Origin of the sequence: Gordonia sp. VNK21 (assembly GCF_046098115.1) — a bacterium.
GTDB lineage: Bacteria > Actinomycetota > Actinomycetes > Mycobacteriales > Mycobacteriaceae > Gordonia.
In genome coordinates, this window is record NZ_JBJURU010000001.1 from 275914 (window position 1) to 301310 (window position 25397).

Here is a 25397-nt window from a genome sequence, read left to right on the forward strand (position 1 = left end):
CCCGTCCGAAGGAAGTTGCGATGTCCGAACCGATCATCACCACCGAGCTGGTAGTGCTCGACGTCGATGCCGGCGCCGACGCCACGTCGGTGATCACGACCCTGGCCGGTGTGCTCGCCGACCACGGCCGGACCACCGATCCCCAGGCGCTCATCGACGCGGCCGTCGCCCGGGAGAGCAAATCCCCCACCGGCCTGCCCGGAGGCCTGGCCATCCCACACGCCCGCGTCGCGGGAGTCACCACCGCGTCCCTGGGCTTCGCCCGGCTGAGCACGAAGGCCGACTTCGGCGCGCCGGACGGTCCGGCCGACCTGGTCTTCCTCATCGCCGCCCCGGACGGGGCCGGCAGCGAGCACATGAAGCTGCTGAGTTCGCTGGCCCGTGCCCTCGTCCGCCCGGAGTTCGTGCAGGCCCTGCGTGACGCGCCCGACGCCGCCGCGGTGGTCACCCTGGTCGACGGCGCCGTCTCCCCCGCCCCGGCCACACCGGCACCGGCCGAGGCGGCCGCCGCGGCGTCGTCGCCCGACGAGCCGGAGACGCAGGCCCCGGTCAGGCACCTGCTGGCCGTCACCGCCTGCCCCACCGGCATCGCCCACACCTACATGGCCGCCGACGCGTTGAAACTGGCCGCCGAACGCGCGGGCGTGGAGCTGGCGGTCGAGACGCAGGGCTCATCGGGCACCACCCCGTTCACCGCCGAGCAGCTCGCCGGGGCCGAGGCCGTCATCTTCGCCACCGATGTGGGGGTCAAGGGCCGCGACCGCTTCGCCGGCAAGCCGGTGATCGCCTCGAGCGTCAAACGCGGCATCAACGAGCCCGACGCGATGATCGCCGAGGCGGTGGCCGCCGCGGACGATCCGCACGCCGCTCGCGTCACCTCCGACGGACACGGCGAGAGCGACGAATCCGCAGCCTCCGGGGTCGGTTTCGGCGGGCGCCTCAAGCAGGCCCTGCTCACCGGGGTCAGCTACATGATCCCGTTCGTCGCGGCCGGCGGTCTGCTGATGGCCCTGGGGTTCCTGTTCGGCGGTTACGAGATCTCCAACACCACCGTCTGCGCGCCGCAGACGATCACCGACGGGCAGGTCGTCTATCCGGACGGCTGCAGTTCGATCGCCGGCACCGGCGGCTCGATGAACGACGCGTACTTCTACGCCCTCAACAACACCCTGTGGAATCTGCCGCCCGACGGACTCCTGCAATACCTCGGGGCGGTCTTCTTCGCCCTCGGCTCGCTGGCCATGGCGTTCATGGTTCCGGTCCTGGCCGGCTACATCTCATACGCCATCGCCGACCGGCCCGGTATCGCCCCCGGTTTCGTGGCCGGCGCCGTCTCGCTGGCGGTGAGCGGCGGATTCATCGGCGGTCTGCTCGGCGGTCTGCTCGCCGGTGCGGTCACCCTCTGGTTCACCACCCTGAAACTGCCCCGCTGGGCGGCCGGTCTGATGCCGGTGGTGGTGATACCGCTGTGCGCCTCGCTCATCGTCGGCGGCATCATGTACATCTTCCTGGGCCGTCCGCTCGGCTGGCTCAACGAGCAGATGGTCGACGGCCTCAACTCGATGTCGGGCAGTTCCAAGATCGTCCTGGGCGTGGTCCTGGGTCTGATGATGTGCTTCGACCTGGGCGGACCGGTGAACAAGGCCGCCTACGCCTTCGCCGTCGCGGGTCTGGGCCTGAGCGATGCCGGCAGCGCGCAGTGGGAGATCATGGCCGCGGTGATGGCGGCCGGCATGGTCCCGCCGCTCGCCCTGGCGCTGGCCTCGACGGTGCTGCGCCCCCACGCCTTCACCACGCCCGAACGCGAGAACGGGAAGGCCGCCTGGCTGCTGGGCGCCTCGTTCATCTCCGAGGGTGCGATTCCGTTCGCCGCCGCCGATCCGCTGCGGGTGATTCCGCCGATGATGCTCGGCGGTGCGGTCACCGGTGGCCTGGCGATGTGGCTGAGCACCGAGCTGCGCGCCCCGCACGGCGGCGTCTTCGTCCTGTTCGCCATGAACGGCACCTGGTGGAAGTTCCTGATCGCGCTCGCCGTCGGCACCGTCGTCGCCGCCGTCGGTGTGATCGCCGCCAAACAGTTCCGGCGCGCCGCGCCGGTCGAGGAGGCCGCACCGGCGGTCGCCGCGTAATAGATTTCAGCCAGCGGGACGCAGACCGTCCCACTCACTCACGATGGAAGGGAAACCCATGCCCAGCACCACCGTCACCGTCGGCTCGGCCGTCGGCCTGCACGCCCGCCCCGCCGCCGTCATCGCCGAAGCGGCCTCGGCGCTGTCGACCCCGGTCACCCTGGCCGTGGCCGGCGGTGAGCCGGTCGACGCCGGCAGCGCCCTGATGATCATGACGCTCGGCGCCGAGAAGGGCGCGAGCGTGGTGGTCGAGAGCGACGATCAGGCCGCCGTCGACCAGATCGCCGCGCTGGTCGAGAAGGACCTCGACGCGGAGTAGCACCCGCGACGGTTCACCGGCCCATCGCTTCGATGGGCCGGTGAACTGTCAGCAGCAGCCGTCGTCAGCCCAGCGAGGCCGCGCCGCCGACCACCAGGTCGGTGAACTCGCCGGCCAGCGCGGCCGGCATGCGGACCCGGATCCGGGTGCCGTCCGCGGTGTGCTCGGTGCCCAGCACATGCGCGCTCTGGTGCAGCCGGGCGATGACCTCACCGCGGTCGAAGGGCACGGCCAGCACCGCCTCCACATCGCCGCGCTCGACGAACTCGGTGACCCGCTCGAAGAGCTCGGCGATGCCCTCACCGGTGCGGGCCGAGACGAACACCGCATCCCGGTACTCGCCGCGCAGGGCGGTCAGGGTGGCCGCGTCCACGGCGTCGATCTTGTTGATCACCAGCAGCTCCGGCGGCGGCGCATCGATCCCGTCTTCGGCGAAGACCTCCCCCAGGACCTGCCGGACCGCGGAGATCTGCTTGCCCGGGAACGCATCCGAGCCGTCGACGACGTGGATCAGCAGATCCGCATTGACGGCCTCCTCGAGGGTGGACCGGAAGGCCTCGACCAGCTGGGTGGGCAGATGCCGGACGAAGCCGACCGTGTCGGTGAAGACCACTTCGTGGCCGTCGGCCAGGGTGGCACGGCGGGTGGTGGGATCGAGGGTGGCGAAGAGCGCATCCTGAACCAGCACACCGGAGCCGGTCATCGCATTGACCAGGCTCGACTTGCCGGCGTTGGTGTATCCGACGACGGTCAGCGCCGGTACGCCGCCGCGCCGGCGGGCCGCACGCTTGACGGTGCGCGCGGTCTTCATGCCGCGGATCTCCTTGCGCAGCTTGGCCATCCGTTCCCGGATGCGGCGCCGATCGGTTTCGATCTTTGTCTCGCCGGGACCGCGCAGACCCACACCGCCGTTGCTGCCCGCGCGGCCGCCGGCCTGCCGGGACATCGACTCGCCCCAGCCGCGCAGGCGCGGCAGCATGTACTCCATCTGGGCCAGCGAGACCTGCGCCTTGCCCTCTCTGGAGGTGGCGTGCTGGGCGAAGATGTCCAGGATCAGGGCGGTCCGGTCGATCACTTTGACCTTGACCACCTTCTCCAGTGCGGTGAGCTGTGCCGGGGTCAGTTCGCCGTCGCAGATCACGGTGTCGGCACCGGAGGCGAGCACGATCTCCCGCAGTTCGGCGGCCTTGCCGGAGCCGAGGTACGTGGCCGAGTCCGGTTTGCCGCGCCGCTGGATGACCGCCTCGAGGACCTGCGATCCGGCGGTCTCGGCCAGCGCTGCCAGCTCGGACATGCTGGCCTGGGCCTCGGCGGCGGTGCCGGAGGTCCAGACGCCCACGAGGACGACGCGCTCGAGGCGCAGCTGCCGGTACTCGACCTCGGTGACGTCGGTGAGTTCGGTGGACAGACCGGCGACGCGTTGCAGCGAGGCGCGGTCGTCGAGCTGGAGCTCGCCGGTGGTCGGATCGGTGATTTCTGGTGATTCAGTCATACGGCTCCCATGGTCTCATGCCCAACGGTGCCGGTCACCCGAATATTCCGGCCGCGGCGCCGGTCAGCGCACCGTCCAGTCGGCGCGCAGAGTCCCGTCGGCGACGAGTTTCGAGGGGCCGCGCAGCAGCGCGCGACAGTCGTCGCCGACGGTGACCGTCACACGGCCGCCGGGGACGGTGATACCCACCGATCCGCGGCCGCGGCCCACCCCGGCCAGTGCGGCGGCCGCAGCCGCCACCAGCCCGGTGCCGCAGGACCGGGTCTCGCCCACGCCGCGCTCGAAGACCCGCATGTGTGCGGTGAAGTCGACCTCCCCCGAGCCCGGCGCCAGGGCGGTGAGCAGTTCCACATTGGCCCCGTGCGGGAAGGTCTCGGCGTCGAGCTGCGGGCCGCCCCCGGCGGTCAGCTCCAGGTCCGCGAGCTGATCGGGGGTGAGATCGTCGACGACGCAGGCCAGGTGCGGATTCCCCACGTCCACCACGGTGCCGTGCAGGCGCCGGCCGGCGATGGTGACCGCCGAATGACCGTCACGCCGCACCTGGCCCATGTCCACGGTGACCTCGGCGCTGCTCGGATCGGCGTGATGGATGGTCACCGGGCGCCCGCCGGCCCGGGAACCGACGATGAACTCGTCGGCCTCGACCAGACCGGAGACCCGGCAGTAGTGCGCGAAGACCCGGACCCCGTTGCCGCACATCTCGGCGACCGAGCCGTCGGCGTTGCGGTAATCCATGAACCAGTCGTCGGCGCCGACCCCGTCGGGCAGGCCGGCCAGCACGCCCGCGGTCACCAGGGCCCCGGCCCGGGCCACCCGGAGCAGCCCGTCGGCGCCCAGACCGCGCCGACGGTCGCACAGGTCGACGATCAGCTCGGTGGTCAGATCCAGGCCGGCCTGCGGATCGGGCAGGATGACGAAGTCGTTCTCGGTGCCGTGCCCTTTGACGAAGGGCAGTGCTGCGGTGCTCACCGCACCAGGCTACCGACGGTTGGGCCGCTCGTCCGAGTCGAGGATGCGCAGCACCGCGTCCAGCAGCCCCGGCGCGGCGGCGTCGAGCCAGTGCACGCGCGGATCCCGGCGGAACCAGGACCGCTGACGGCGGACATAGCGGCGGGTCCCGATGAAGGTCAGTTCCTGCGCGGTGTCGAGGTCGTACTCACCGTCGAGGTGCGCCAGGATCTGGGCGTAGCCGATGGCCTGCGCGGCGGTCCGGCCCGTGCGCAGCCCCCGGTCGCAGAGCGTCACCACCTCCTCGACGAAGCCGTCGGCGAACATCGACGCGGTGCGGGCCGCGATCCGCTCGTCGAGGGCGGCCGTCTCCCGGTCGAGCGCCACGATCACGGTGTCCCAGCGCGGATCGCCGATCACCGGCGCGGAGGCCGCGAACGGCCGGCCGGTCAGTTCGACCACCTCGAGCGCACGCACGATCCGCCGGCCGTCGGTGTCGAGGATGGTCTGCGCGGCGGCCGGATCCACCTCGGCGAGCCGGGCGTGCAGGGCGCGCGTGCCCAGTCGCGCCAGCTGCTCCTCGTAGCGGGCCCGGACCTGTGGATCGGTGGCCGGGAACTCCCAGTCGTCGAGCAGTCCCTGGATGTACATCATCGAGCCGCCGACGATCACCGGGGTGCGCCCGGCCGCGAGCAGCCTCTCGACGTCGCCGGCCGCGGCCCGCTTGTACGCGGCGACCGTGGCGGTCTCGGTCACGTCGAGCACGTCGAGCCGGTGATGGACGATGCCGCGCCGCTGATCGACGGGCAGTTTGGCGGTGCCGATGTCCATGCCGCGGTACTGCTGCATCGCATCGATGTTGATGATCTCGCCGCCGAGCCGCTCGGCCAGATCCAGCGCCAGCTCGGACTTTCCGCTGGCGGTGGGACCGATGACCGCGATCGGCCGGATCGGGCCGCTCATCGGCGCTGCCCCGGCTCGGCGCAATTGCGCGTCCACAGCCAGCTCGCCACGGTGTAACCGACGCCGAACGGCGCTCCGGTGTAGTGCACCTCCACCCGGTCCGGGCGGTCGCCGCAGAGCGCCGCCAGGGTGTGCCACGGCGCCGCGACCAGACCTTCGGCGCGGCACGCCTCGGTCTCGAGTCCCGCCAGCGCCGCCGGATCGCCGGCGGCCACGGCAGCGTCGAGTCGGCGCTGCAGTGCCCAGGCGCTCTCCCGCTCCCCGCCGCCGGGCGCGGACGGGCTCAGCGCGGTGGCGCCGTCGGCCACCACCAGCACGCCGAGGGGATCGGGCGCCGCGCGCAGCTCGTCTGCCAGCCGGGCGCCGAATGCGGCGCAGTCCGGGGCGGGAGCATCGGGCGCGATCAGTCGCGGCTGCACGCGGGCGGGCGGATGCGCGGTCCGCTGGGCCAGCCAGCCGGCCACCAGGACCCCGGCCGGCATCTCCGCCACCACAGGCCCCGCCGGCAGCGGCAGCGGCGCACGGCCGGGCAGCGTCACCGGGACGGCACACCCGAAGCGGCCGAAATCACCGCTGGGCGGGCTGTCCGCACCGGGCGGGCAGGCCGCGTCGGCGGCGCACAGCACGATCCACCGGTCGCACGCCGCCGCCAGCGCGGTGATCGCCGCCCCGGCGGCGGCCCGCACCGGCTCCGCCTCGACAGCGCCGGGACCGGTCAATTCCGGCACCAGCAGCGGTGCTCCGGGGATCACTGCGACCTGAGCCAACACGTCTGCAGACGCTACCGGCACCACACCGGTTGACCGCTCCCGGCCCCGGATGCCCGCCGGTCCTGCTTGAATGGTCAGCGGCGAGACATTCGCCGGCTTCGCCGCCCGCTCGGGCCCGGAGCCGCCACGACCGGCAGCCGTGACGCGCGGCGCGCACGAAGCAGGAGATGGACCACGATGAGCACTCCCCACGATCCGGCGCCCAAGCCCGGTCCGAAACCCGGACCCAAACCCGGCCCCCGCCCCGGCGCGGTGCCCGGCCCGGCCCAGGCCGCCACCCGTCCGGCCTCGACACCCACTCCCGCGGTGCCCGTCCATCCGGTTCCGGTGGGCGATCCGCACGCGTACGGCCGGATCGACGCCGAGGGCACGGTGTGGCTCATCACCGCCGACGGAGAACGCCGCATCGGATCGTGGCAGGCCGGGACGGTCGAGGAGGGCCTGGCGCACTTCTCCCGGAAGTTCGCCGACCTGGCCACCGAGACCGAGATCCTCGAGGAACGGCTCGCCGCGGGGTCCGGCGATCCGCGCAAGACCCGGACCGCGGCCGAGCATCTGCTCGCCGAACTTCCGGAGGCCCAGGCCATCGGCGACATCGACGGGCTGACCAAGCGGCTCCAGGAGGTGGCGGCGCGCGCCGAGGTACTGGCCGGCGAGTTCGCCGAGCAGCGGCAGGCCGCCCGCGGCGCCGCGATCGCGCGCAAGGAGGAGCTCGCGGCCGAGGCCGAGCAGATCGGCGCCGAGGGCACCGCGTGGAAGGCCAACGGCGACCGGCTGCGCGCCATCCTCGACGAGTGGAAGACCATCAAGGGCATCGACCGCAAGACCGACGATGTGCTGTGGAAGCGGTTCGCCAAAGCCCGGGATGCGTTCAACCGCCGACGGGGCGCCCACTTCGCCGAACTCGACCGGGAGCGTGCCGGGGTCAAGGCGCGTAAGGAAGAGCTGATCGCCGAGGCCGAAGCGCTCTCGACGTCCACCGACTGGGGCGAGACGACTGCCGCCTACCGCGAGCTGATGGCGCAGTGGAAGGCCGCGGGCCGGGCTCCCCGCGACGCCGACGACGCCCTCTGGGCGCGGTTCAAGGCCGCCCAGGACGTCTTCTTCGCCGCCCGGAACGCTGTGAACTCGCAGCGCGACGCGGAGTTCGCGGAGAACGCGGAGGCCAAACGGGCACTGCTGGCCGAGGCCGAGAAGGCGATCGATCCGGACACCGACCTGGACGCCGCCCGGAAGGCCTTCGCCGCGTTCGCCGAACGCTGGGACGAGATCGGCAAGGTGCCGCGCGATCAGATGCAGGCCCTCGAGGGCCGTGCCCGGGCACTCGAACGGCGCATCCGTGACGCGCAGGACAAACAGTGGTCGCGCACCGATCCGGAGGCGCTGGCCCGTGCGGCCCAGTTCACCGAGCGGGCGGACAAGCTCGAGGAGCAGGCGCAGAAGGCTGCGGCCGCCGGCAAGGACGCCGATGCGGCCAACCTGCGTGAGCAGGCAGCCCAGTGGCGCGAGTGGGCCGGGGCCGCCGCGGCGGCCATCGCCGACCGCTGACCCGCCGGGTCAGGACGGTCCGGGCGCGCCCTGATCGTCCTGGCCGGGCTGATCCCGCTCGGTGTCCGTGCGGGGCTGCGGCTTGCGCTGCAGCGACACGCCGAAGGCCTCGGCCGCCGCGGCACGGCTGCGGCGCTCCTCTTCCAGAGCCAGCTGATACGAGCTGCGCGCCCACACCACCCGGGCCCAGTGGAAGGTGAGCACGATCATCACCAGCCAGCCCAGGATCAGGCCGGCGCCGGCGCCGCCGGGCGGCTCGATGCCGCCCACGCCGATGGTGTTGCGGGTCCAGATGGCGAGCATGCCGGCCACCGAGGCCACCGCACAGCCGCAGAGCGCGATCCAGGCGACCACCCAGCGCCGGGTCAGCAGCGCCAGCGCCGAGAACCCGATGCCGAAGATCACCACCAGATAGACGAAGATCTCCGACGGCAGCGAGATCCGCGCCTGCGAAGCCTTCGCCGTCCCGGTCAGCGCGTCGAGCCCGGAGGCGACCCCGGCGTGCGGCATGACCAGCGAGACCATGGCCAGCAGCACACAGACCGCCACCACCATCGCCCGGGCGCCCGGATCGATCTCGCCGGCGACCTTCTTCTCGGCCTTGCGCAGATCCTTCTCGTACTCCCGGAGCGTCTCCCGCTCGCTGGCGGCCAGCGGTGCGCTGCCCTCACCGTTCGTCTCGCTCATCTGCCGACCTTTCCGGTCACCGGCCCCGGTGGCCTTGCTGGCGCCGTCGTCGACGGCCTGATCTTCGAAGTTCTCGTCCCCGGAGCTCTCGTCCCCGGGATCCGGTCCCGGGGCACCCGGCTCCGGGTCGGTTCCGCCGGTCATGAGCCGCAGCCGCCCACTGCGCAGCCGCCGGCGGCGGGTTCGAGCGGTTCCGGGCGGCCCACGGCGGGTAGTCCCAGTCCCACCCCCACCGGCGCGGTGCTGGGGGTGGTGCCGGCTTCGTGAGCGTCGCCGGCGCGGGTGCGGCGGTGGCCGCCGATCGGAGTGTCGGCGATCAGGTGGTGCGGTGCGGCATCGGTGATCATCGTGGTCACCAGATCACCGGGGCGGATGTCCGCCGCCCGCTCGCCGGCGGTGAAGTGCACCAGCCGGCCGTCCCTGGCGCGCCCGGTGAGCCGGCCGGTGGCCGCGGACTTGCGCCCTTCGTCGGCCATCACCAGCAGTTCCACCTCGCTCCCGATCAGCTCGCGGTTGCCCTCCAGGCAGATCCGCTCCTGCAGCGCGATCAGGCGCTGGTAGCGCTCGCGCACCACCTCCGGCGGGACCTGGTCGGCCATCGTGGCCGCCGGGGTGCCCGGCCTGGGCGAGTACTGGAAGGTGAAGGCGCTCGAGAACCGGGCCTGCTCCACCACGTCGAGGGTGGCCTGGAAGTCTTCCTCGGTCTCACCGGGGAAGCCGACGATGATGTCGGTGGTGATGGCGGCATGCGGCATCGCCTCCCGCACTCGCTCGAGGATGCCGAGGAACTTGCTACGGCGGTAGCTGCGCCGCATGGCTTTGAGGACCGCGTCGGAGCCCGACTGCAGCGGCATGTGCAGTTGCGGGCAGATGTTGGGGGTCTGCGCCATCGCCTCGATCACGTCGTCGGTGAACTCGGCCGGGTGCGGCGAGGTGAACCGGACCCGCTCGAGGCCGTCGATCTCGCCGCAGGCGCGCAGCAGCTCGGCGAAGGCCCCGCGGTTACGGCCCAGCTCGGGATCGGCGAAGGACATGCCGTAGGCGTTGACGTTCTGTCCCAGGAGGGTCACCTCGAGGACCCCCTGGTCGACCAGCGCCTGCACCTCGGCCAGTACGTCGCCCGGCCGGCGGTCGACCTCCTTGCCCCGCAACGAGGGCACGATGCAGAACGTGCAGGTGTTGTTGCAGCCCACCGATACCGACACCCAGCCCGAATACGCGGACTCACGTTTGGCCGGCAGGGTGGACGGGAACGCCTCGAGCGCGTCGACGATCTCCACCTGCGCCTGCTCGTTGTGACGGGCGCGTTCGAGCAGCACCGGCAGCGAGCCGATGTTGTGGGTGCCGAAGACCACGTCCACCCACGGCGCGCGGGAGAGCACCACGTCCTTGTCCTTCTGCGCCAGACAGCCGCCGACGGCGATCTGCATGCCCGGCTTGCCCGCCTTGACCGGCGCCAGGTGCGAAAGGTTTCCGTACAGCTTGTTGTCGGCGTTCTCCCGGATGGCGCAGGTGTTGAAGACCACCAGGTCGGCGTCGCCCTCGTCGGCGGCGCGCACGTATCCGGCGTCCTCGAGCAGGCCGGAGATCCGTTCGGAGTCGTGCACATTCATCTGGCAGCCGTAGGTGCGGACCGCATAGGAGCGTGCGGCCCCGGCTGTTTCCGGGGCGACGGCGGTGTCCGCGACGCGGTGATCGAGCCCAGTACTCACCCCTCCAGCCTACGGGCGGGGGCAAATCGGGCTGCACGCCGCTCGGACGCGGCCGGGGACCGCCCGGATACGCGCGACACGAGTGGCCGGTGCGACTAGGGTTCCCCTATGACTTCTTCGAGCGAGAGTTCTTCCGCCGCGCCGCCGATGGTCGCGATGAAGGACGTGCAGAAGCATTTCGGAGATCTGCACGTCTTGCGCGACATCGATCTGGAGATCCCCAAAGGACAGGTCGTGGTGCTGCTGGGGCCGTCGGGGTCAGGAAAGTCCACGCTCTGCCGGACGATCAACCGGCTCGAGCCGATCGACAGCGGCGAGATCCGCATCGAGGGCGAACTGCTGCCGTCGGAGGGCAAGGACCTGGCCCGGCTGCGGGCCGACGTCGGGATGGTCTTCCAGTCGTTCAACCTGTTCGCGCACAAGACGATCCTCGACAATGTGACGCTCGGGCCGATCAAGGTGCGCAAGCAGAAGAAGGCCGACGCCGAGGCCGCCGCCATGGTGCTGCTCGAACGCGTGGGAGTGGCCGCACAGAAGGACAAGTACCCGGCGCAGCTCTCGGGAGGCCAGCAGCAGCGCGTGGCCATCGCCCGGTCGCTGGCGATGAACCCGAAGGTGATGCTCTTCGACGAGCCCACCTCGGCGCTCGACCCGGAGATGGTCAACGAGGTTCTCGACGTGATGGTCTCCCTCGCCCGCGAGGGCATGACGATGGTGGTGGTGACCCACGAGATGGGCTTCGCGCGGCAGGCCGCGGATCGGGTGCTGTTCCTGGCCGACGGCGCGATCGTCGAAGACACCGATCCGGAGAGCGTCTTCACCGCACCGGAGTCCGACCGCGCCAAGGACTTCCTCTCCAAGATCCTGGGGCACTGACGTGCGCACCGTCCCGCGCCGCCGGCGCCGCGCCACCGGGCTGATCGCCGCCCTCGGCGCCCTCGCCGTGCTCGCCGGATCGCTCACCGCCTGCGGCAGCACCGAACCCCGCGATCTGCTCGAGTCCATCCGTTCCGGTCACGTGATCCTGGGCACCAAGTTCGATCAGCCCGGCCTGGGGCTGGAGAACCCGGGCGGCGGGATCACCGGCTTCGACGCGGCCGTCTCCAAGTACGTGGTGACCCAGATCGCCGGTGAACTCGGTGTGGACATGCCGGAGATCTCCTGGAAGGAGACGCCGTCGGCGCAGCGCGAGACGTTCATCCGCAACGGCGAGGTGGACACCATCGCCGCCACCTACTCGATCACCGAACCGCGGATGAAGGACGTCGACTTCGCCGGCCCCTATCTGGTCACCTACCAGGGCCTGCTGGCCCGGGCCGACGACGACAACATCCAGCGGCTCAGCGACATGGCCGACAACCGCAAGCTCTGTTCGGCGGCCGGTTCCACCCCCGCGCAGAACGTCAAGCGGCTGCTGTCGGGAGTTCAGCTGCAGCAGTTCGACTCCTACTCCTCCTGCGTGGAGGGGCTGCGCCGGGACAAGGTGGACGCGGTGACCACCGACGAGATCATCCTGGCGGGCTACTCCAACTTCTGGCAGGACGAGTTCAAGCTCGTCGACATGACCTACGACCAGGACACCTGCGTCAAGGGCGCGCTCAAGAAGGAGGGGGCACCGTTCTCCTTCGAGTACTACGGCATCGGCATGGCCAAGAACTATCCGGAGGCGGTCACACAGGTCAACAAGGCGCTGAAGAAGATGCTGGTGGTGCCGCCGGGTGAGCGCTACTCCCCCTGGGAGAAGGCCCTGCGCGAGGCGCTCGGCGATCCCTTCGTCGACAACCTCATCGAGCGTGCACAGCGTCCGGGTTCGCAGTATCTGTTCCAGCCGGATCCGGGTGATCTGAGCTTCCTGACCGCGGCGACCACCGAGTGCACGGAAGGAGCGCGCTGATGAGCTATTGGGATTCCATCGGCCCACAGATCTGGCCGGCCTTCTGGCTGACCATCCAGCTGACCTTCTGGTCGGCGATCGGCTCGCTGATCCTCGGTGTGGTCCTGGCCGGGATGAAGGTCTCACCGGTGCCGGTGATGCGCTGGTTCGCCACCGGCTACGTGAACATCGTCCGGAACACACCGCTGACCCTGATCGTGCTGCTGTGCTCGTACGGGCTGTACTACCAGCTCAGCCTGAAGCTGGCGGTCGACGGCGGCCGCGCCGACTTCGTCGACACCCAGAACTTCCGGCTGGCGATCCTCGGCTTCATCCTCTACACATCGACCTTCGTCGCCGAGACCCTGCGGGCCGGGTTCAACACGGTGCCCATCGGCCAGGCGGAGGCGGCCCGCTCGATCGGCCTGCCCTTCCTCCAGGTCTTCGGGCTGATCGTGCTGCCGCAGGCGATGCGTGCGGTGATCGCACCGATGGGCTCGGTGCTGATCGCCCTCACCAAGAACACCACCATCGCCTCGGTGATCGGTGTCAGTGAGGCCGCGCTGCTGATGAAGGAAGAGATCGAGAGCTACTCGAACATGATCCTGGTGACCTTCGCGATCATCGCGGCCGGCTTCATGATCATCACCCTGCTGGAGGGCTGGATCTTCGGCTGGGCGGCCAAGCGATGGGCGGTGAAGCGATGAGCGGTCAGTCAACGGTTCTCTACGACGCTCCGGGACCGCGCGCGCGGGTACGGAACGCCGTCATCGCGGTGGTCTTCACCGCACTGCTGGTGGCACTGCTGACCTGGGTGATCCTGGTCCTCAAGGACAACGGTCAGCTCGACGCCGACATGTGGCGGCCGTTCACCGAGGGCGACGTGTGGACCACGTGGATCCTGCCCGGCCTGCTCGGCACCCTGAAGGCGGCGGCGCTGTCGATCGTGCTCTCGCTGGTGCTCGGCGCGATCCTCGGCGTGGGACGGCTCTCCGACCACGCCTGGCTGCGCCGGTTCAGCGGTGTCATCGTCGAGGTCTTCCGCGCCGTGCCGGTGCTGATCCTGATCTACTTCGCGTACTACGTCTTCGCGCAGTACGGGGTGTTCCCGTCCTCGCAGCTGGCGTTCGCGGCGGTGGTCTTCGGTCTGACCATCTACAACGGCTCGGTGATCGCCGAGATCCTGCGCGCCGGCGTGCAGTCGCTGCCGCGCGGGCAGACCGAGGCCGCCGAGTCCATCGGTCTGCGCAAGACGCAGACGATGACCCTGGTGCTGCTCCCCCAGGCGGTGACCGCCATGCTGCCCGCACTGATCGCGCAGATGGTGATCGCTCTGAAGGACAGCGCCCTCGGTTACGCCGTCGGCTACATCGAGGTGGTCAACGGCGGCAAGAAGGTCGGCACCTACTTCGGGAACATGCTGCCGGCGCTGCTGGTGGTGGCCGCGGTGATGATCATCATCAACTTCTGCCTCTCCGGTCTCGCGAACTACCTGGAGAAGCGGCTGCGTGAGGGCCGGAAGAAGACCGTTCCTCCGGACCCGGACGTGGCCGACCTCAAGGCCATGGAGAACGTGCCGGGCTTCTCCGGGACCTCGCACGGCCGACCGGTGGCCCGCCGCCTCGACCGTGGCGTGCCTAGGGCCGATCGGGGTGTTCGCCCGCCTCGGCGAGGGTCTGCCCGACCACCGAAGTGATCACCTCGGGCGGGTAGCCGCGCCGGCCGAGGAGGCCGGCCAGCTGCCGGTAGGCCTTGGCCCGCTGCTCGTAGTCGGCCGGATCGAGCCGGGACCGCGCGAGTTTACGCCGGGCCAGGACCAGGGCGTTCTCGCGTTCGTCATCCGGTTCGATCGCCGCCAGCGCCTGGGTCACGGTCTCCTCGTCGACGCCCTTGCCGCGCAGTTCCCGGCGCAGCGCGAGCCGGCCGCGGCCGGAGTGGCGGTGCCGCGACTGCACCCACTCGTGGGCGAATTCGGCGTCGTCGAGCAGGCCCGCCTCGGTGAGCCGGGTCAGGACGGAGTCGATCTCGGCGGCTTCGAAGCCCCGCCGCTGCAGCCGCTCGCGGATCTCGGAGCGACTACGGGCCCGCACCCCCAGGAGCCGCAGTGCGGCGTCCCAGGCGGACGGGCCCGAAGGTCGGTCGGCGGTCACCGATCAGAAGTCGACCGGAGCGGCGACCGGCTCGTCGACATCGGCGTCGGCGGCGACGCCGATTCCGAGCTTGGTCTTGATCTTCCGCTCGATCTCGTCCGCGATGTCGGGGTTCTCCAGCAGGAACTTGCGGGCGTTCTCCTTGCCCTGCCCCAGCTGATCGCCCTCGTAGGTGAACCAGGAGCCGGACTTGCGGATGAAGCCCTCGGCCACGCCCAGATCGATGAGCGACCCTTCCCGGCTGATGCCGTGCCCGTAGAGGATGTCGAACTCGGCCTGCTTGAACGGCGGGGCCACCTTGTTCTTGACCACCTTGACGCGGGTGCGGTTGCCCACCGCGTCGGTGCCGTCCTTGAGGGTCTCGATGCGGCGCACGTCCAGGCGGACCGACGAGTAGAACTTCAGCGCCTTGCCGCCGGTGGTGGTCTCCGGCGAACCGAACATGACGCCGATCTTCTCGCGCAGCTGGTTGATGAAGATGGCGGTGGTGTTGGAGTTGTTGAGACCGGAGGTCATCTTGCGCAGCGCCTGGCTCATCAGCCGGGCCTGCAGACCCACGTGACTGTCGCCCATCTCGCCCTCGATCTCGGCCTTGGGCACCAGCGCCGCCACCGAGTCGATGACCAGGATGTCCAGTGCGCCCGAGCGGATCAGCATGTCGGCGATCTCCAGCGCCTGCTCACCGGTGTCGGGCTGCGAGACCAGCAGTCCGTCGATGTCCACGCCGAGTTTGGCGGCGTACTCCGGGTCCAGCGCGTGCTCGGCATCGATGAATGCGGCCACGCCTCCGGCGGCCTGGGCGTTGGCCACCGCGTGCAGGGCGACGGTGGTCTTACCCGAGGACTCCGGGCCATAGATCTCGACGATGCGGCCGCGCGGCAGGCCGCCCACACCCAGCGCGATGTCGAGAGCGACCGAACCGGTGGGGATCACCTCCATCGGCGGCCGGGTGTCCTCGCCCAGCCGCATGACCGAGCCCTTCCCGTGGCTCTTCTCGATCTGCGCGAGCGCCAGCTCCAGGGCCTTCTCGCGATCCGGGGTCATTGCCATGGTCTCTCCTCGTTTCTCACTCGGTCTGAGGTTTGCCCACAGAGTAGGTTCGACCTCTGACATGACCGTGCTGTCGGTCTCTAGAATTGGACGCACCAGCGGCTCGTCCGGTTCCATAGAAGATCATGAACGAACAGATGTTCGACGGCAAGCCGACACGCCCGGCCGGTCGCCGCGGATCGTTCCGGCGCAAAGTGCGTCTACCGCCGTTCCGGCGGCACCTGGAAGTCGGCGCAGAGCGCCCGCCACACCGTCTTCGGGTCCACCCCGTCGTCGATGGCCTGCGCCCCGGTCCGGCCGCCCAGCTCGAGAATGGCGTGGTCGACGAGCATCGCATCGGCGGTGCGCGGGCCGAACTCGGTGTACATCAGCTCGGTGAACTCGGTCAGTCGCACAGCGCAGTCCTTCCCGCGGCCGGCATCGCATCGATCACCGTCATCGGATCGACGGTCTGCGCCGAGGTGGCGGCGATCCGGCCCGCAGCGCGACGATAGCGCGGATCGTCGAGCACCGCCGCCACGGCGGTGGCGATCCCCTCCTCCACGCTCTCACCGCCGGAATCGGCGCCCGGCCGCACCAGCAGGCCGGCACCGAGCCGCTCGACCCGGCAGGCCAGTTCCCACTGATCGCCGCCGCCGGGCACCATGACCACCGGCCGTCCGGTGCCGGCGCCGGACGGTGCGCTGAGCGCTTTGGCGAGCAGGCCGTGGCCGCCTCCGCAGACCACCGCGTCGGCCTGCGCCAGCAGTCGGTCCTGCCGGCCCAGACCGGCCGTCGTCCGCGGCGGCAGATCGCCGGCCGGCGGGGTCAGCGCCGAGTAGACCACCCGTAGCGGCCGCCGCCGACCCAGCCGGGCCAGGGCGGCGAGCGTCTGCTCCCCCATTCCGGCACTGCCGGTCTCGGCCGTCGACGGGCAGACGGCGATCAGCGGGCCGTCGCCGTCGGGTACGGGCAGGACCTCGCGGGTGGGTTCGAAGAACAGCGGCCCGATCAGGTGGGTGCGTACCGGCCAGTCGGGCCGGTACGGCTCGAGTCCGGGCAGGGTGGCGATGAAGCGCGCCCACGGCTCGCCCGCTCCGGTCAGCCCGATCGCGGCCCGTGCCGCGGCGCGCTGTGCACGGCCGCGGGCCAGGGCGCGAGCGGTCATGGCGCGCAGTACGGTGTCCCGGGCGCGGCCCCGCAGCCCGGTGCCGGCGGCCAGCCCGGTGCCGACCGGCGGCAGTCCCTTCGAGGGCGCGTAGAGCGGGTGCGGGGACAGCTCGATCCACGGCAGTCCGAGTAGATCGGCGGCCCAGCCGCCGGCCAGGGTGATCACATCGCCGACGACCAGTTCGGTGCCGTCGGCGGCGAGCAGCGGCGCCAGTTCCACCGCCATGCGGGCGGCCCGGGTGCTCAGTTTGGCGCCGGCGTCGCCGTCGTCCTCGTCGTCCCGGACGGCCAGCCCGGGCAGTTCGGCCACATGCAGCCCCTGCTCCCGGGCGGGTGCGGCCCACCGGGTCCCGGTGTAGACGGTCACCGGGTGGCCGTGGGCCTGCGCCCGGGCGGCCAGACCGAGGGCCGGAAAGGCGTGGCCGGCCTCGGGGCCGGCCACGACGGCCAGTCGGCTCAGCTCTGTCCCTGGCCTTCGGTCTTGGCCTGCGGTGCGGCGGCGCCGTCCTGATCGCCGGCCGGCAGCGCCATGCTGGCGCGGATCTGCTCGAGGCGCGCGTGGCCGGCCATCTGGACGCTGGCCTGTTCCACCTCGGCCATCCGGCTGTGCACGCCGCCCTCGGCCAGCTCGGCGGAGCCGAGGGCATTGGCATAGCGACGTTCGATCTTCTCCCGGACCTGGTCGAGGCTCGGGGTGTTGCCGGGCGCGGTCAGCTCGCTCATCTGGTTCAGTGAGGTGCTGACCTGCTCCTGCATTTTGGCCTGCTCGAGCTGGCTGAGCAGTTTGGTGCGCTCGGAGAGCTTGTTCTGCAGGACCACGGCGTTGCGTTCGACGGCCTGCTTGGCCTGGGCCGCGGCGCCGAGCGACTGGTCGTGCAGCACCTTGAGGTCTTCGACGTTCTGCTCGGCGGTCACCAGCTGCGCGGCGAAGGCCTCGGCGGCGTTGGTGTACTCGGTGGCCTTGGCGGTATCGCCGGCGGCGGCGGCCTGATCGGCCAGGGTCAGGGCCTGGCGGGTGTTGCCCTGGAGCTTCTCGATCTCCTCGAGCTGCCGGTTCAGACGCATCTCCAGCTGCCGCTGGTTGCCGATCACCGCGGCCGCCTGCTGCGACAGCGCCTGGTGCTGGCGCTGGGCGTCCTCGATCGCCTGCTGGATCTGAACCTTCGGATCAGCCTTCTCGTCGATGGTGTTGTTTCCCCACGCCATCAGGTAGCGCCAGGCCTTCACAAAGGGGTTCGCCATGCTCGGATCAGCTTTCTGTGTCAGGAGATGTGCAGAAGAGAATCTCGGCCGGCGCCGCGGAACGGGCCGGCAGGGTCAGGCGGCGGCCAGCGCCGTCGCCTCCGGGGCGGGCTGGTCGGCCACCACTTCGATGACCGGCGGCAGCATGGCCGCACCCACCTGGACCAGCACCCGGCCGACGGGGACGTCGAGCGCCTCGCAGATGGCCGACAGCAGTTCGCTGGAGGCCTCTTTCTGTCCGCGTTCGACTTCGGAGAGGTAGCCCAGCGACACTCGCGCCGACGTGGACACGTCGCGCAGCGTGCGCCCCTGATCCGTGCGGACCCGGCGCAATTCGTCGCCGATCGCTTCGCGCATCAGCACTGCCACTGTCTCACCCTCCTCACCGATGACGGTTCCGTGTCACGACCCTATCGGAATTCCCGGCAGAGTTCCGCGTGCACGCGGTTCGGACACTCCCTGGGGTCAACACCGCAGACACCGTCGATGTTTCCTCAGGCCGAGGCGCCGGCGCCGCGGCGCAGCCGGAGCGCCCGCCAGACGTAGTCCAGACCGGTCGCCAGGGTCACCGCGATGGCCGCGTACATGATCACCTCGGCCACCGTGTGCAGGGCACCGAATGCGGGCAGGACGTACAGCCCGATCGCGATCGATTGCAGCATGGTCTTGAGCTTCCCGCCCTGGCTGGCGGCGATCACCCCGTGCCGCACCACCCAGAAGCGCAGCAGGGTCACTCCGATCTCGCGGACCAGGATCACCACGGTCATCCACCACGGGACCACGCCCAGGACCGACAGACTGATCAGCGCGGCGCCGATCAGCGCCTTGTCGGCGATCGGGTCGGCGAGCTTGCCGAAGTCGGTGACCAGGTTCCAGGCGCGGGCGATCCGGCCGTCGATCTGGTCGGTGATCGCGGCGACGGCGAAGATCACGAAGGCGGCGGTCCGCCACCAGTCGTTGTTCCCGTCGTCGACGAAGAGCACGACCACGAAGACCGGCACGAGCAGGATGCGGAAGACGGTGAGGGCGTTGGCCAGATTCACCACCGGTACGGTCTCGGCGGTATGCGGCAGACTCGCCGCCACCGGATCGCCCGTCCGCCCTGCTTCGCTCACCCGCTCAGCCTATCGGCCCGCCCGAACCGGCGTCGCTGGGGGCGGCGGCGCCGGCGGCGACTATTCTCTGAAGGTTATGCCACCCGAGTCCCCGGTCTCCCGCAGCGTCGACGCGTCCGCCGTGGTGATCCGGCGAGCGCGCACCTCTGACGTGCCGCGGATCAAGGAACTCATCGATCTCTACGCGGGCAAGATCCTGCTGGCCAAGAACCTGATCACGCTGTACGAGTCGCTGCAGGAGTTCTGGGTGGCCGACGACCACGGCGAGCTGCTCGGCTGCGGCGCGCTGCACGTGCTGTGGTCGGATCTGGGCGAGGTCCGGACCGTCGCCGTCGATCCCGCCTACGCCGGTCACGGCATCGGACATCGGCTGGTCGCGCAGCTTCTCGACGTGGCCCGCGAGATGGAGCTTCAGCGGGTCTTCGTACTGACCTTCGAGGTGGAGTTCTTCAGCCGGCACGGCTTCGCCGAGATCGACGGCACCCCGGTCACCCCGGAGGTCTACGAGGAGATGCGGCGCTCGTACGACACCGGTGTCGCGGAGTTCCTGGATCTGAGCTACGTCAAGCCGAACACCCTGGGCAACACCCGGATGCTCGCCGAGCTCTGACCTCGTCGCGGCGGCCCGCCCTGGCCAGAAGCACAAATGTCAGCGCCGCCAGTCCCACCAGGACGAGCATGACACCACCGGCCGCCAGCAGACCCGAGCGGTAGATCCACGGCTGGCCCGGCAGGCCCGAAGCGATCAGTTCTCCGGCGGGCCCCGGTAACCGCCCCGTCACGACGGCGGAGAGGATCGCGGCGTAGACCGCGACGAACAGTGCCTCCGAGCCGATCCGCAGCAGATTGATCACCCCCGAGGCGGAACCGGCCCGGTCGGCGGGCACCGCGGCCAGTGCCTGAGCGTCCACAAAACCCAGGGGCAGTCCGAATCCCACGCCGAGCAGGATCATCGGCGCCACACCGGCCGCAACGGGCAGATCGGGACGCAGCAGCATCAGTACCCCGGCGCCCCCGGCCAACAGACACCCGAACGAGACCGTGATCACCCACACCGGCGTGACCAGGCCCCGCGCAAGAAGCCGATGAACCAGAGCCGGAGCCAGCAGGACCGGGATCGTCATCAGCAGCATGATCACGCCCGTGGACGCGGCGGACAGCCCGTGGATGGCCCCCAGTGCGCCGGGGAGATACGTCAGGAAGGTGACGAAACCGATCGCTCCGGCTACTGGAACAAGCGCCATCGCGACGAATCGCGGGGAGGTGAAGACTCTGAAGTCCAGCAACTGCCGCAGCCCCGAGTGCCCCCGGCCGAGGTCCGGCAACCGCGCCGACCCGAGCAGCGCTGCGAGCAGGACCACGGTGTGCACCGCGAAGATCCCGCGCCAGCCCCAGCCTGCCACGATCAGCCCGGACACTGCAGGTCCGGCGGCCAGTCCGAGTCCGTTGACGGTGCCGAAGAGAGCGAACGCCCGAGCCCGGGCAGCGCCGTCGAAGGCCCGCGTGAGGATCGGTGCTGCACCGGTGAGTACTGCGGCCGACCCGATGCCGGCGATCACCCGGCCGGCGTCGAGCACAGCCAGATTCGGCGCACACGCGCTGATGATGCCACCGGACGCAGCGGTGACTACGCCGAGCCGGAACGCCCGCGTGTACCCGATGCAGTCCGACAACGCACCCCAGACGATGGTGCAGACGGCGAAAGCGACATTGAAGCCGTTGACCACCCATTGCAGTGCCGCCGCCTCTGAATCGAGACTCAAGGCGATCTCCGGCAGGGCGACGGCCGTGCCGGAGATCGACAGCGGGATGACGAACTGGGCCGACAGGACGACGGCGAGCAACGGTCCGGGACGCGGCATGAACAACTCCTCGTAGTTCGACAACCATCTAAGGTTCGATCTGTTACGAACCTAGGTTTCCACCACAGCGAGGTACTATGCAAATCGAACCTGGAGGTCCCTCCGGGACGGATCGAGATCACGAGGACGGGCGGGAATGAGCATTGACGGCACGACGGAACCGGCCGACCTCGATCTCGGCGCGGTCCTCGCCGCCCTCGCCGATCCACACCGGCGGCAGGTGATCGGCGACCTGGTGAACGATGCCGACGGCGCCGCCCGGTCGTGCACGAGTTTCGGCCTCGCCCTGTCCAAGTCCACGCGCAGCCACCACTTCAAGGTGCTGCGCGATGCCGGACTGGTCCATCAGATCGACCGCGGCAACCGCAGCGAGGTCACGCTGCGCCGGCGCGACCTCGAGCAGCGCTTTCCGGGCCTGCTCGAGCTCATCGGCCGCGAGCGCCGGGGCTGACGCGCCCGCTATCCTCCGGCGTTCGCGCGCCGCTTGGACACCACCAGGCTCGCGACGGTGGTGATCACCAGGGTGCCGGCGATCACGGCCAGGCTCACCGGGGTGGAGATCTCGGGCACGCTCACGTGCTCGCCGCCGTTGATGAAGCCGAGGGTGTTCTCGTGCAGGGCGTGCAGGATCAGCTTGACGCCGATGAAGGCGAGGATCAGCGAGAGCCCGTACGACAGGTAGATGAGCTTGTCGAGCAGACCGCCGAGCAGGAAGTACAGCTGACGCAGCCCCATCAGGGCGAAGGCGTTCGCGGTGAAGACCAGGTACGGCTCCTGGGTGAGACCGTAGATGGCGGGGATCGAGTCGAGGGCGAAGAGCACGTCGGTGAAGCCGATGACCACCAGCACCACCAGCAGCGGGGTGATCATCCGCTTGCCGTCGACCTTGGTGATCAGCCGGTCGCCGTCGTAGTGGTCGGCGGTGCGGAAGACCTTCTTGGTCCAGCGCTCGATCCGGCCCTCCCGCTCGCGTTCGCTCTCCACCGGCTCGTCGCTCTCGGTGAGCAGCTTGACCGCGGTGAGGATGAGGAACAGACCGAAGAGGTAGAAGACCCAGCTGTAGGCGGCGATGGCCGCAGCGCCGACGGCGATGAAGGCGGCACGCATGATCAGGGCCATCAGGATGCCCAGCAGCAGCACCTTCTGCTGGTAGATCCGCGGCACCATGAACTTGGTCATGATGATGACGAAGACGAACAGGTTGTCCACCGAGAGCGCCTTCTCGGTGACATAGCCGGCGAAGTACTCCCCGCCGTAGGTCCCGCCCCACTGCCACCACACGAAGCCGCCGAAGGCGATGGCGATGCTGATGTAGACCGCGCTCCAGAAACCGGATTCGCGCAGCGTGGGCTCGTGCGGCACCCGCACGTGGGCGAAGAAGTCGAAGACGAACAGGGCCAGGATCACCGCACAGGTGATCACCCAGGTGAGAAGTGAGACATCCATCGAAAAACCTCCAGCGCGCAACACAAGTGAAGCGATGCTGGAGGTCTCTCCCATCCGCCGCGGGCGGACCGACGTCCCGGGCGTGGGACCCCGGTGCGATCGGCACACCGGCGTCGCACCGCCGTACTGACGAGAGCGTCGCGAAAGGGGATACTCCCCTCCGTGATCGTCTGTCAGCCTACCTCAGGCGGACTCAGAAGTCCGGCTCCTCGGCCGCCCCGTCGTCGCCGCCGGTGATCGAGGCGATCACTCCGGCCAGATCCTCCGGCTTGACCAGAACCTCGCGGGCCTTGGATCCCTCCGACGGGCCCACCACGCCGCGGGTCTCCATCAGATCCATCAGCCGGCCCGCCTTGGCGAAGCCCACGCGCAGCTTGCGCTGCAGCATCGACGTCGAGCCGAACTGGCTCGAGACCACCAGCTCCACGGCCTGCAGCAGATCGTCGAGGTCGTTGCCGATGTCGGCGTCGATCTCCTTCTTGTCCCCGGCCTTGGCGGTGGTGACCCCGTCGACGAAGACCGGCTCGGACTGCTCGCGGGTGTACTCGACCACCGCGTTGATCTCCTCGTCGGTGATGAACGCACCCTGCATGCGGACCGGTTTGTTGGCCCCCATCGGCAGGAAGAGGCCGTCGCCCATGCCGATCAGCTTCTCCGCACCCGGCTGATCGAGGATGACCCTCGAGTCGGTGAGTGAGCTGGTGGCGAAGGCGAGCCGGGACGGCACGTTGGTCTTGATCAGGCCGGTCACCACGTCCACCGACGGACGCTGGGTGGCCAGCACCAGGTGGATGCCGGCGGCGCGCGCCTTCTGGGTGATCCGGACGATGGCGTCCTCGACGTCGCGCGGGGCCGTCATCATCAGGTCGGCCAGCTCGTCGACGATGGCGACGATGTACGGGTACGGCTTGTAGACCCGCTCGGATCCGAGCGGCGTGCTGATCTCGCGGGAGCGGACCTTGGCGTTGAAGTCGTTGATGTGCCGCACCCGGGACGCCTTCATGTCCTGGTAGCGCTGCTCCATCTCCTCGACGAGCCAGGCCAGCGCGGCGGCCGCCTTCTTCGGTTCGGTGATGATCGGGGTGATCAGGTGCGGAACCCCCTCATACGGGGTCAGTTCCACCATCTTCGGATCCACCAGGATCAGCCGGACCTCCTCCGGGGTGGCCCGGGTCAGCAGCGAGACCAGCATCGAGTTGACGAAGCTGGACTTACCCGAGCCGGTGGAACCGGCGACCAGCAGGTGCGGCATCTTGGCCAGGTTCGCGGTGACGAAGTCGCCCTCGATGTCCTTGCCCAGGCCGATGACCAGCGGATGGTCGTCGTTGCCCGCCTCGGCGTCGGCGAGCACGTCGGCGAGGCGGACCATCTCACGGTCGGCGTTGGGCACCTCGATACCCACGGCCGACTTGCCCGGGATCGGGGCGAGCAGCCGGACGTTGTCGGTGGCCACCGCATAGGCGATGTTCCGCTGCAGCTGGGTGATCTTCTCCACCTTCACCGCCGGACCCAGTTCCACCTCGTAGCGGGTCACGGTGGGCCCGCGGGTGTAGCCGGTGACGGCGGCGTCGATCTTGAACTGTTCGAGGACGCCGTTGATGCGGTCGATCATGTCCTCGTTGGTGGAGCTGCCGGTCTTGGGCGGATCGCCCTCGATCAGCAGGTTCAGCGGGGGCAGCTGATAGTCCGAGTCGTCGGCCGGTGTCCGCGCCGGGACGGCCGCGCGGGCCGGCGCCGGTTTCGGCTTCGGTGCGGGAGTGCGCTTCGGCGCGGGCTCGCGTGCCGGCGCGACCGCCGCTGCCGCCGCCGGGTCCTTCGCGGCCGCGGCCGGCCGCCGGGTCCGCGGCGGCGTACCGATCGGCTCGGTGATCTGCTGGTCGACGGGCACGTCCACCAGCGGCTCGGTCAGCAGGTCCGGGAGGTGGGCGTCGCGGTCCGCACCGGCGGTGGGCCGGGCGGGACGACGCCGGGCTGCCCGCTCGCGGCGCAGCTCGGCCAGGGTCCCGCCGTCACCGTCGGCGGTGGCCGGGGTGCGCGCGGAACGCTGCCGGCGGGCGGTGGCCCGCCGCCGCTCGTCGGGCGGATAGTTCTCGTACGGGTCGCCCCAGTCGGGGTCGGCGTCGGGGTCGTCGGCCGCGCGCGGTTCCGGCAGGTCGAAGGGCGGCTCGTCCGGATCGCCGTCGAAGTCCTCGTCGGCGACGTCGTCCGCGGCGAAGTCCGCGTCGTCGTCGAAGTCCTCGTAGTCGTCGTCGGCGTGCGCGCCGGCGGCGTGCCGGCCGATGCCGAGGTATTCGCTGCTCGCGTCGACCACCTCGCGCAGGGTGCGGCCGCTCAGGGCGAGCAGACCGCCGGCGCCGATCAGCACCAGCAGCGGCACGGACAGCCACACGGTGATCGCGCCGGTGAGCGGCCCGCCGATCACATAGCCGGTGTACCCGCCGGCCCCGGTGCGTCCGTCCGCGGTGGTCGGGGCGCCGAGCAGCACGTGGTAGAGCCCCAGCACGGCGATGACCACCACCAGACCGCCGCCGATGTTGCGGGCGCGGCGCTCCTGGTTGGGGCCGAAGCGGGTGAGCGCGACCGCGATGCCGATCAGCGCGAGCGGAACGATGTAGGAGGCGGCGCCGAAGATCGCACGCATGAACGCGTCCACCAAGGCGCCCACGACACCGGGGGCGCCGAACCAGACGCCGGCGATCATTCCGGCGGCCACCAGGACCAGAGCCAGCGCGGTCCCGTCACGGCCGGCCGAACGGTACGGCAGGATCTCGTAATCCGGATCCTCCGGGTCGGGCTGCGGGCGCAGACCGAGCCTGCCGAGACCACCGAGACCGCGGGCGAGCAGGTTCCAGCCGCCCGCAAGTCCGCGGCCGAGGCCGTTGCCCATCGCCGCCACGGTCGACGGCCGACGATGCAGGTCCTGCGACTGCGCGGCGGTGCTG

At 70.3% G+C, this 25397-nt stretch carries 25 protein-coding genes; 9 read left to right on the forward strand and 16 right to left on the reverse strand.

From position 1 onward, the window contains the following. The first annotated feature begins 20 nt into the window (after nucleotides 1-20). Entirely contained in the window at nucleotides 21-2129 is a 2109-nt protein-coding gene (locus tag ACJMNC_RS01395; protein ID WP_408946163.1) for a fructose-specific PTS transporter subunit EIIC, read from the forward strand. Nucleotides 2130-2187: 58 nt separating this feature from the next. After that, the gene (locus tag ACJMNC_RS01400; protein ID WP_408946164.1) at nucleotides 2188-2448 is read left to right on the forward strand and encodes an HPr family phosphocarrier protein; all 261 of its coding nucleotides are present in this window, start codon (nucleotides 2188-2190) and stop codon (nucleotides 2446-2448) included. Nucleotides 2449-2512: 64 nt separating this feature from the next. Here ACJMNC_RS01400 and hflX read toward each other — a convergent pair whose 3' ends face one another. The 4 genes from hflX to ACJMNC_RS01420 all read right to left on the reverse strand — a co-directional run bounded on the left by hflX (nucleotide 2513) and on the right by ACJMNC_RS01420 (nucleotide 6621). Then, the gene (gene hflX / locus ACJMNC_RS01405) at nucleotides 2513-3940 is read right to left on the reverse strand and encodes a GTPase HflX (protein WP_408946165.1); all 1428 of its coding nucleotides are present in this window, start codon (nucleotides 3938-3940) and stop codon (nucleotides 2513-2515) included. Between the two features lie 63 nt (nucleotides 3941-4003). Beyond that, the gene (gene dapF / locus ACJMNC_RS01410; RefSeq protein ID WP_408946166.1) at nucleotides 4004-4909 is read right to left on the reverse strand and encodes a diaminopimelate epimerase; all 906 of its coding nucleotides are present in this window, start codon (nucleotides 4907-4909) and stop codon (nucleotides 4004-4006) included. A 9-nt stretch (nucleotides 4910-4918) separates the two neighbouring features. Then, nucleotides 4919-5851, reverse strand: coding sequence for a tRNA (adenosine(37)-N6)-dimethylallyltransferase MiaA (gene miaA / locus ACJMNC_RS01415; RefSeq protein ID WP_408946167.1), 933 nt, complete (start codon nucleotides 5849-5851; stop codon nucleotides 4919-4921). Then, the gene (locus tag ACJMNC_RS01420) at nucleotides 5848-6621 is read right to left on the reverse strand and encodes a hypothetical protein (protein WP_408946168.1); all 774 of its coding nucleotides are present in this window, start codon (nucleotides 6619-6621) and stop codon (nucleotides 5848-5850) included. The genes miaA and ACJMNC_RS01420 overlap by 4 nt, the downstream gene beginning before the upstream one ends. Before the next feature lie 177 nt (nucleotides 6622-6798). Between ACJMNC_RS01420 and ACJMNC_RS01425 the strand changes: the two genes are divergently transcribed. After that, the gene (locus tag ACJMNC_RS01425) at nucleotides 6799-8169 is read left to right on the forward strand and encodes a DUF349 domain-containing protein (protein WP_408946169.1); all 1371 of its coding nucleotides are present in this window, start codon (nucleotides 6799-6801) and stop codon (nucleotides 8167-8169) included. Between the two features lie 9 nt (nucleotides 8170-8178). Here ACJMNC_RS01425 and ACJMNC_RS01430 read toward each other — a convergent pair whose 3' ends face one another. Beyond that, nucleotides 8179-8856: a hypothetical protein gene (locus ACJMNC_RS01430; RefSeq protein WP_408946452.1), complete on the reverse strand. Its 678-nt coding sequence runs from the start codon at nucleotides 8854-8856 to the stop codon at nucleotides 8179-8181. A 140-nt stretch (nucleotides 8857-8996) separates the two neighbouring features. Continuing rightward, nucleotides 8997-10568, reverse strand: coding sequence for a tRNA (N6-isopentenyl adenosine(37)-C2)-methylthiotransferase MiaB (gene miaB, locus ACJMNC_RS01435; RefSeq protein WP_408946170.1), 1572 nt, complete (start codon nucleotides 10566-10568; stop codon nucleotides 8997-8999). Between the two features lie 147 nt (nucleotides 10569-10715). Between miaB and ACJMNC_RS01440 the strand changes: the two genes are divergently transcribed. The 4 genes from ACJMNC_RS01440 to ACJMNC_RS01455 are packed head-to-tail and all read left to right on the forward strand — an operon-like array spanning nucleotide 10716 to nucleotide 14137. Further along, nucleotides 10716-11444, forward strand: coding sequence for an amino acid ABC transporter ATP-binding protein (locus ACJMNC_RS01440; protein ID WP_408946453.1), 729 nt, complete (start codon nucleotides 10716-10718; stop codon nucleotides 11442-11444). A gap of 1 nt (nucleotide 11445) precedes the next feature. Further along, on the forward strand, nucleotides 11446-12462 hold the full coding sequence (locus ACJMNC_RS01445; RefSeq protein WP_408946171.1) for a transporter substrate-binding domain-containing protein: 1017 nt from the start codon (nucleotides 11446-11448) through the stop codon (nucleotides 12460-12462). Beyond that, nucleotides 12462-13148 carry an amino acid ABC transporter permease gene (locus ACJMNC_RS01450; RefSeq protein ID WP_408946172.1) on the forward strand — a complete coding sequence of 229 codons (687 nt, stop codon included), beginning with the start codon at nucleotides 12462-12464 and terminating at the stop codon, nucleotides 13146-13148. The genes ACJMNC_RS01445 and ACJMNC_RS01450 overlap by 1 nt, the downstream gene beginning before the upstream one ends. Further along, nucleotides 13145-14137 (forward strand): amino acid ABC transporter permease, encoded by a 993-nt coding sequence (locus tag ACJMNC_RS01455; RefSeq protein WP_408946173.1) that lies wholly within the window; start codon nucleotides 13145-13147, stop codon nucleotides 14135-14137. The genes ACJMNC_RS01450 and ACJMNC_RS01455 overlap by 4 nt, the downstream gene beginning before the upstream one ends. On the opposite strand, the gene ACJMNC_RS01460 is transcribed toward ACJMNC_RS01455, so the two are convergent. The 7 genes from ACJMNC_RS01460 to pgsA form a co-directional block, all read right to left on the reverse strand. Then, complete coding sequence (locus ACJMNC_RS01460) at nucleotides 14079-14591, reverse strand: regulatory protein RecX (protein ID WP_408946174.1); 513 nt, start codon at nucleotides 14589-14591, stop codon at nucleotides 14079-14081. The two genes, ACJMNC_RS01455 and ACJMNC_RS01460, sit on opposite strands and share 59 nt — an antisense overlap. A gap of 3 nt (nucleotides 14592-14594) precedes the next feature. Further along, the gene (recA, locus tag ACJMNC_RS01465) at nucleotides 14595-15641 is read right to left on the reverse strand and encodes a recombinase RecA (protein WP_408946175.1); all 1047 of its coding nucleotides are present in this window, start codon (nucleotides 15639-15641) and stop codon (nucleotides 14595-14597) included. Nucleotides 15642-15841: 200 nt separating this feature from the next. Next, nucleotides 15842-16036 carry a DUF3046 domain-containing protein gene (locus tag ACJMNC_RS01470; protein WP_408946176.1) on the reverse strand — a complete coding sequence of 65 codons (195 nt, stop codon included), beginning with the start codon at nucleotides 16034-16036 and terminating at the stop codon, nucleotides 15842-15844. After that, entirely contained in the window at nucleotides 16027-17232 is a 1206-nt protein-coding gene (locus ACJMNC_RS01475) for a glycosyltransferase (RefSeq protein WP_408946177.1), read from the reverse strand. Before ACJMNC_RS01475 ends, ACJMNC_RS01470 begins: the two co-directional genes overlap by 10 nt. Nucleotides 17233-17246: 14 nt before the next feature. Continuing rightward, nucleotides 17247-18032: a PspA/IM30 family protein gene (locus ACJMNC_RS01480; RefSeq protein ID WP_408946178.1), complete on the reverse strand. Its 786-nt coding sequence runs from the start codon at nucleotides 18030-18032 to the stop codon at nucleotides 17247-17249. A gap of 75 nt (nucleotides 18033-18107) precedes the next feature. Beyond that, nucleotides 18108-18401: a helix-turn-helix domain-containing protein gene (locus tag ACJMNC_RS01485; protein WP_408946179.1), complete on the reverse strand. Its 294-nt coding sequence runs from the start codon at nucleotides 18399-18401 to the stop codon at nucleotides 18108-18110. 125 nt (nucleotides 18402-18526) lie between these two features. Then, nucleotides 18527-19147: a CDP-diacylglycerol--glycerol-3-phosphate 3-phosphatidyltransferase gene (gene pgsA, locus ACJMNC_RS01490; RefSeq protein ID WP_408946180.1), complete on the reverse strand. Its 621-nt coding sequence runs from the start codon at nucleotides 19145-19147 to the stop codon at nucleotides 18527-18529. Nucleotides 19148-19223: 76 nt separating this feature from the next. Between pgsA and ACJMNC_RS01495 the strand changes: the two genes are divergently transcribed. Continuing rightward, the gene (locus tag ACJMNC_RS01495; RefSeq protein ID WP_408946181.1) at nucleotides 19224-19757 is read left to right on the forward strand and encodes an amino-acid N-acetyltransferase; all 534 of its coding nucleotides are present in this window, start codon (nucleotides 19224-19226) and stop codon (nucleotides 19755-19757) included. Here the strand turns inward: ACJMNC_RS01495 and ACJMNC_RS01500 are convergent. Continuing rightward, nucleotides 19711-21009: an MFS transporter gene (locus tag ACJMNC_RS01500; protein WP_408946182.1), complete on the reverse strand. Its 1299-nt coding sequence runs from the start codon at nucleotides 21007-21009 to the stop codon at nucleotides 19711-19713. The genes ACJMNC_RS01495 and ACJMNC_RS01500 overlap by 47 nt on opposite strands. Before the next feature lie 136 nt (nucleotides 21010-21145). Here ACJMNC_RS01500 and ACJMNC_RS01505 point away from each other — a divergent pair, with 136 nt between their 5' ends. Continuing rightward, nucleotides 21146-21460 (forward strand): ArsR/SmtB family transcription factor, encoded by a 315-nt coding sequence (locus ACJMNC_RS01505; RefSeq protein ID WP_408946183.1) that lies wholly within the window; start codon nucleotides 21146-21148, stop codon nucleotides 21458-21460. 8 nt (nucleotides 21461-21468) lie between these two features. On the opposite strand, the gene ACJMNC_RS01510 is transcribed toward ACJMNC_RS01505, so the two are convergent. Continuing rightward, nucleotides 21469-22455, reverse strand: a complete 987-nt coding sequence (locus ACJMNC_RS01510) for a TerC family protein (protein ID WP_408946184.1) — start codon at nucleotides 22453-22455, stop codon at nucleotides 21469-21471. Nucleotides 22456-22648: 193 nt separating this feature from the next. Then, nucleotides 22649-25342 carry a DNA translocase FtsK 4TM domain-containing protein gene (locus ACJMNC_RS01515; protein WP_408946454.1) on the reverse strand — a complete coding sequence of 898 codons (2694 nt, stop codon included), beginning with the start codon at nucleotides 25340-25342 and terminating at the stop codon, nucleotides 22649-22651. Nucleotides 25343-25397: the final 55 nt, after the last annotated feature.

Bases quoted from the DNA above. Each gene is read 5' to 3' on its own strand.
- ACJMNC_RS01395 (WP_408946163.1), top strand. From the start codon at position 21: ATGTCCGAACCGATCATCACCACCGAGCTGGTAGTGCTCGACGTCGAT.
- ACJMNC_RS01400 (WP_408946164.1), top strand. From the start codon at position 2,188: ATGCCCAGCACCACCGTCACCGTCGGCTCGGCCGTCGGCCTGCACGCC.
- hflX (WP_408946165.1), bottom strand. From the start codon at position 3,940: ATGACTGAATCACCAGAAATCACCGATCCGACCACCGGCGAGCTCCAG.
- miaA (WP_408946167.1), bottom strand. From the start codon at position 5,851: ATGAGCGGCCCGATCCGGCCGATCGCGGTCATCGGTCCCACCGCCAGC.
- ACJMNC_RS01425 (WP_408946169.1), top strand. From the start codon at position 6,799: ATGAGCACTCCCCACGATCCGGCGCCCAAGCCCGGTCCGAAACCCGGA.
- ACJMNC_RS01430 (WP_408946452.1), bottom strand. From the start codon at position 8,856: ATGAGCGAGACGAACGGTGAGGGCAGCGCACCGCTGGCCGCCAGCGAG.
- ACJMNC_RS01440 (WP_408946453.1), top strand. From the start codon at position 10,716: ATGGTCGCGATGAAGGACGTGCAGAAGCATTTCGGAGATCTGCACGTC.
- ACJMNC_RS01450 (WP_408946172.1), top strand. From the start codon at position 12,462: ATGAGCTATTGGGATTCCATCGGCCCACAGATCTGGCCGGCCTTCTGG.
- ACJMNC_RS01455 (WP_408946173.1), top strand. From the start codon at position 13,145: ATGAGCGGTCAGTCAACGGTTCTCTACGACGCTCCGGGACCGCGCGCG.
- recA (WP_408946175.1), bottom strand. From the start codon at position 15,641: ATGGCAATGACCCCGGATCGCGAGAAGGCCCTGGAGCTGGCGCTCGCG.
- ACJMNC_RS01480 (WP_408946178.1), bottom strand. From the start codon at position 18,032: ATGGCGAACCCCTTTGTGAAGGCCTGGCGCTACCTGATGGCGTGGGGA.
- ACJMNC_RS01495 (WP_408946181.1), top strand. From the start codon at position 19,224: ATGCCACCCGAGTCCCCGGTCTCCCGCAGCGTCGACGCGTCCGCCGTG.
- ACJMNC_RS01500 (WP_408946182.1), bottom strand. From the start codon at position 21,009: ATGCCGCGTCCCGGACCGTTGCTCGCCGTCGTCCTGTCGGCCCAGTTC.
- ACJMNC_RS01505 (WP_408946183.1), top strand. From the start codon at position 21,146: ATGAGCATTGACGGCACGACGGAACCGGCCGACCTCGATCTCGGCGCG.
- ACJMNC_RS01510 (WP_408946184.1), bottom strand. From the start codon at position 22,455: ATGGATGTCTCACTTCTCACCTGGGTGATCACCTGTGCGGTGATCCTG.
- ACJMNC_RS01515 (WP_408946454.1), bottom strand. From the start codon at position 25,342: ATGGGCAACGGCCTCGGCCGCGGACTTGCGGGCGGCTGGAACCTGCTC.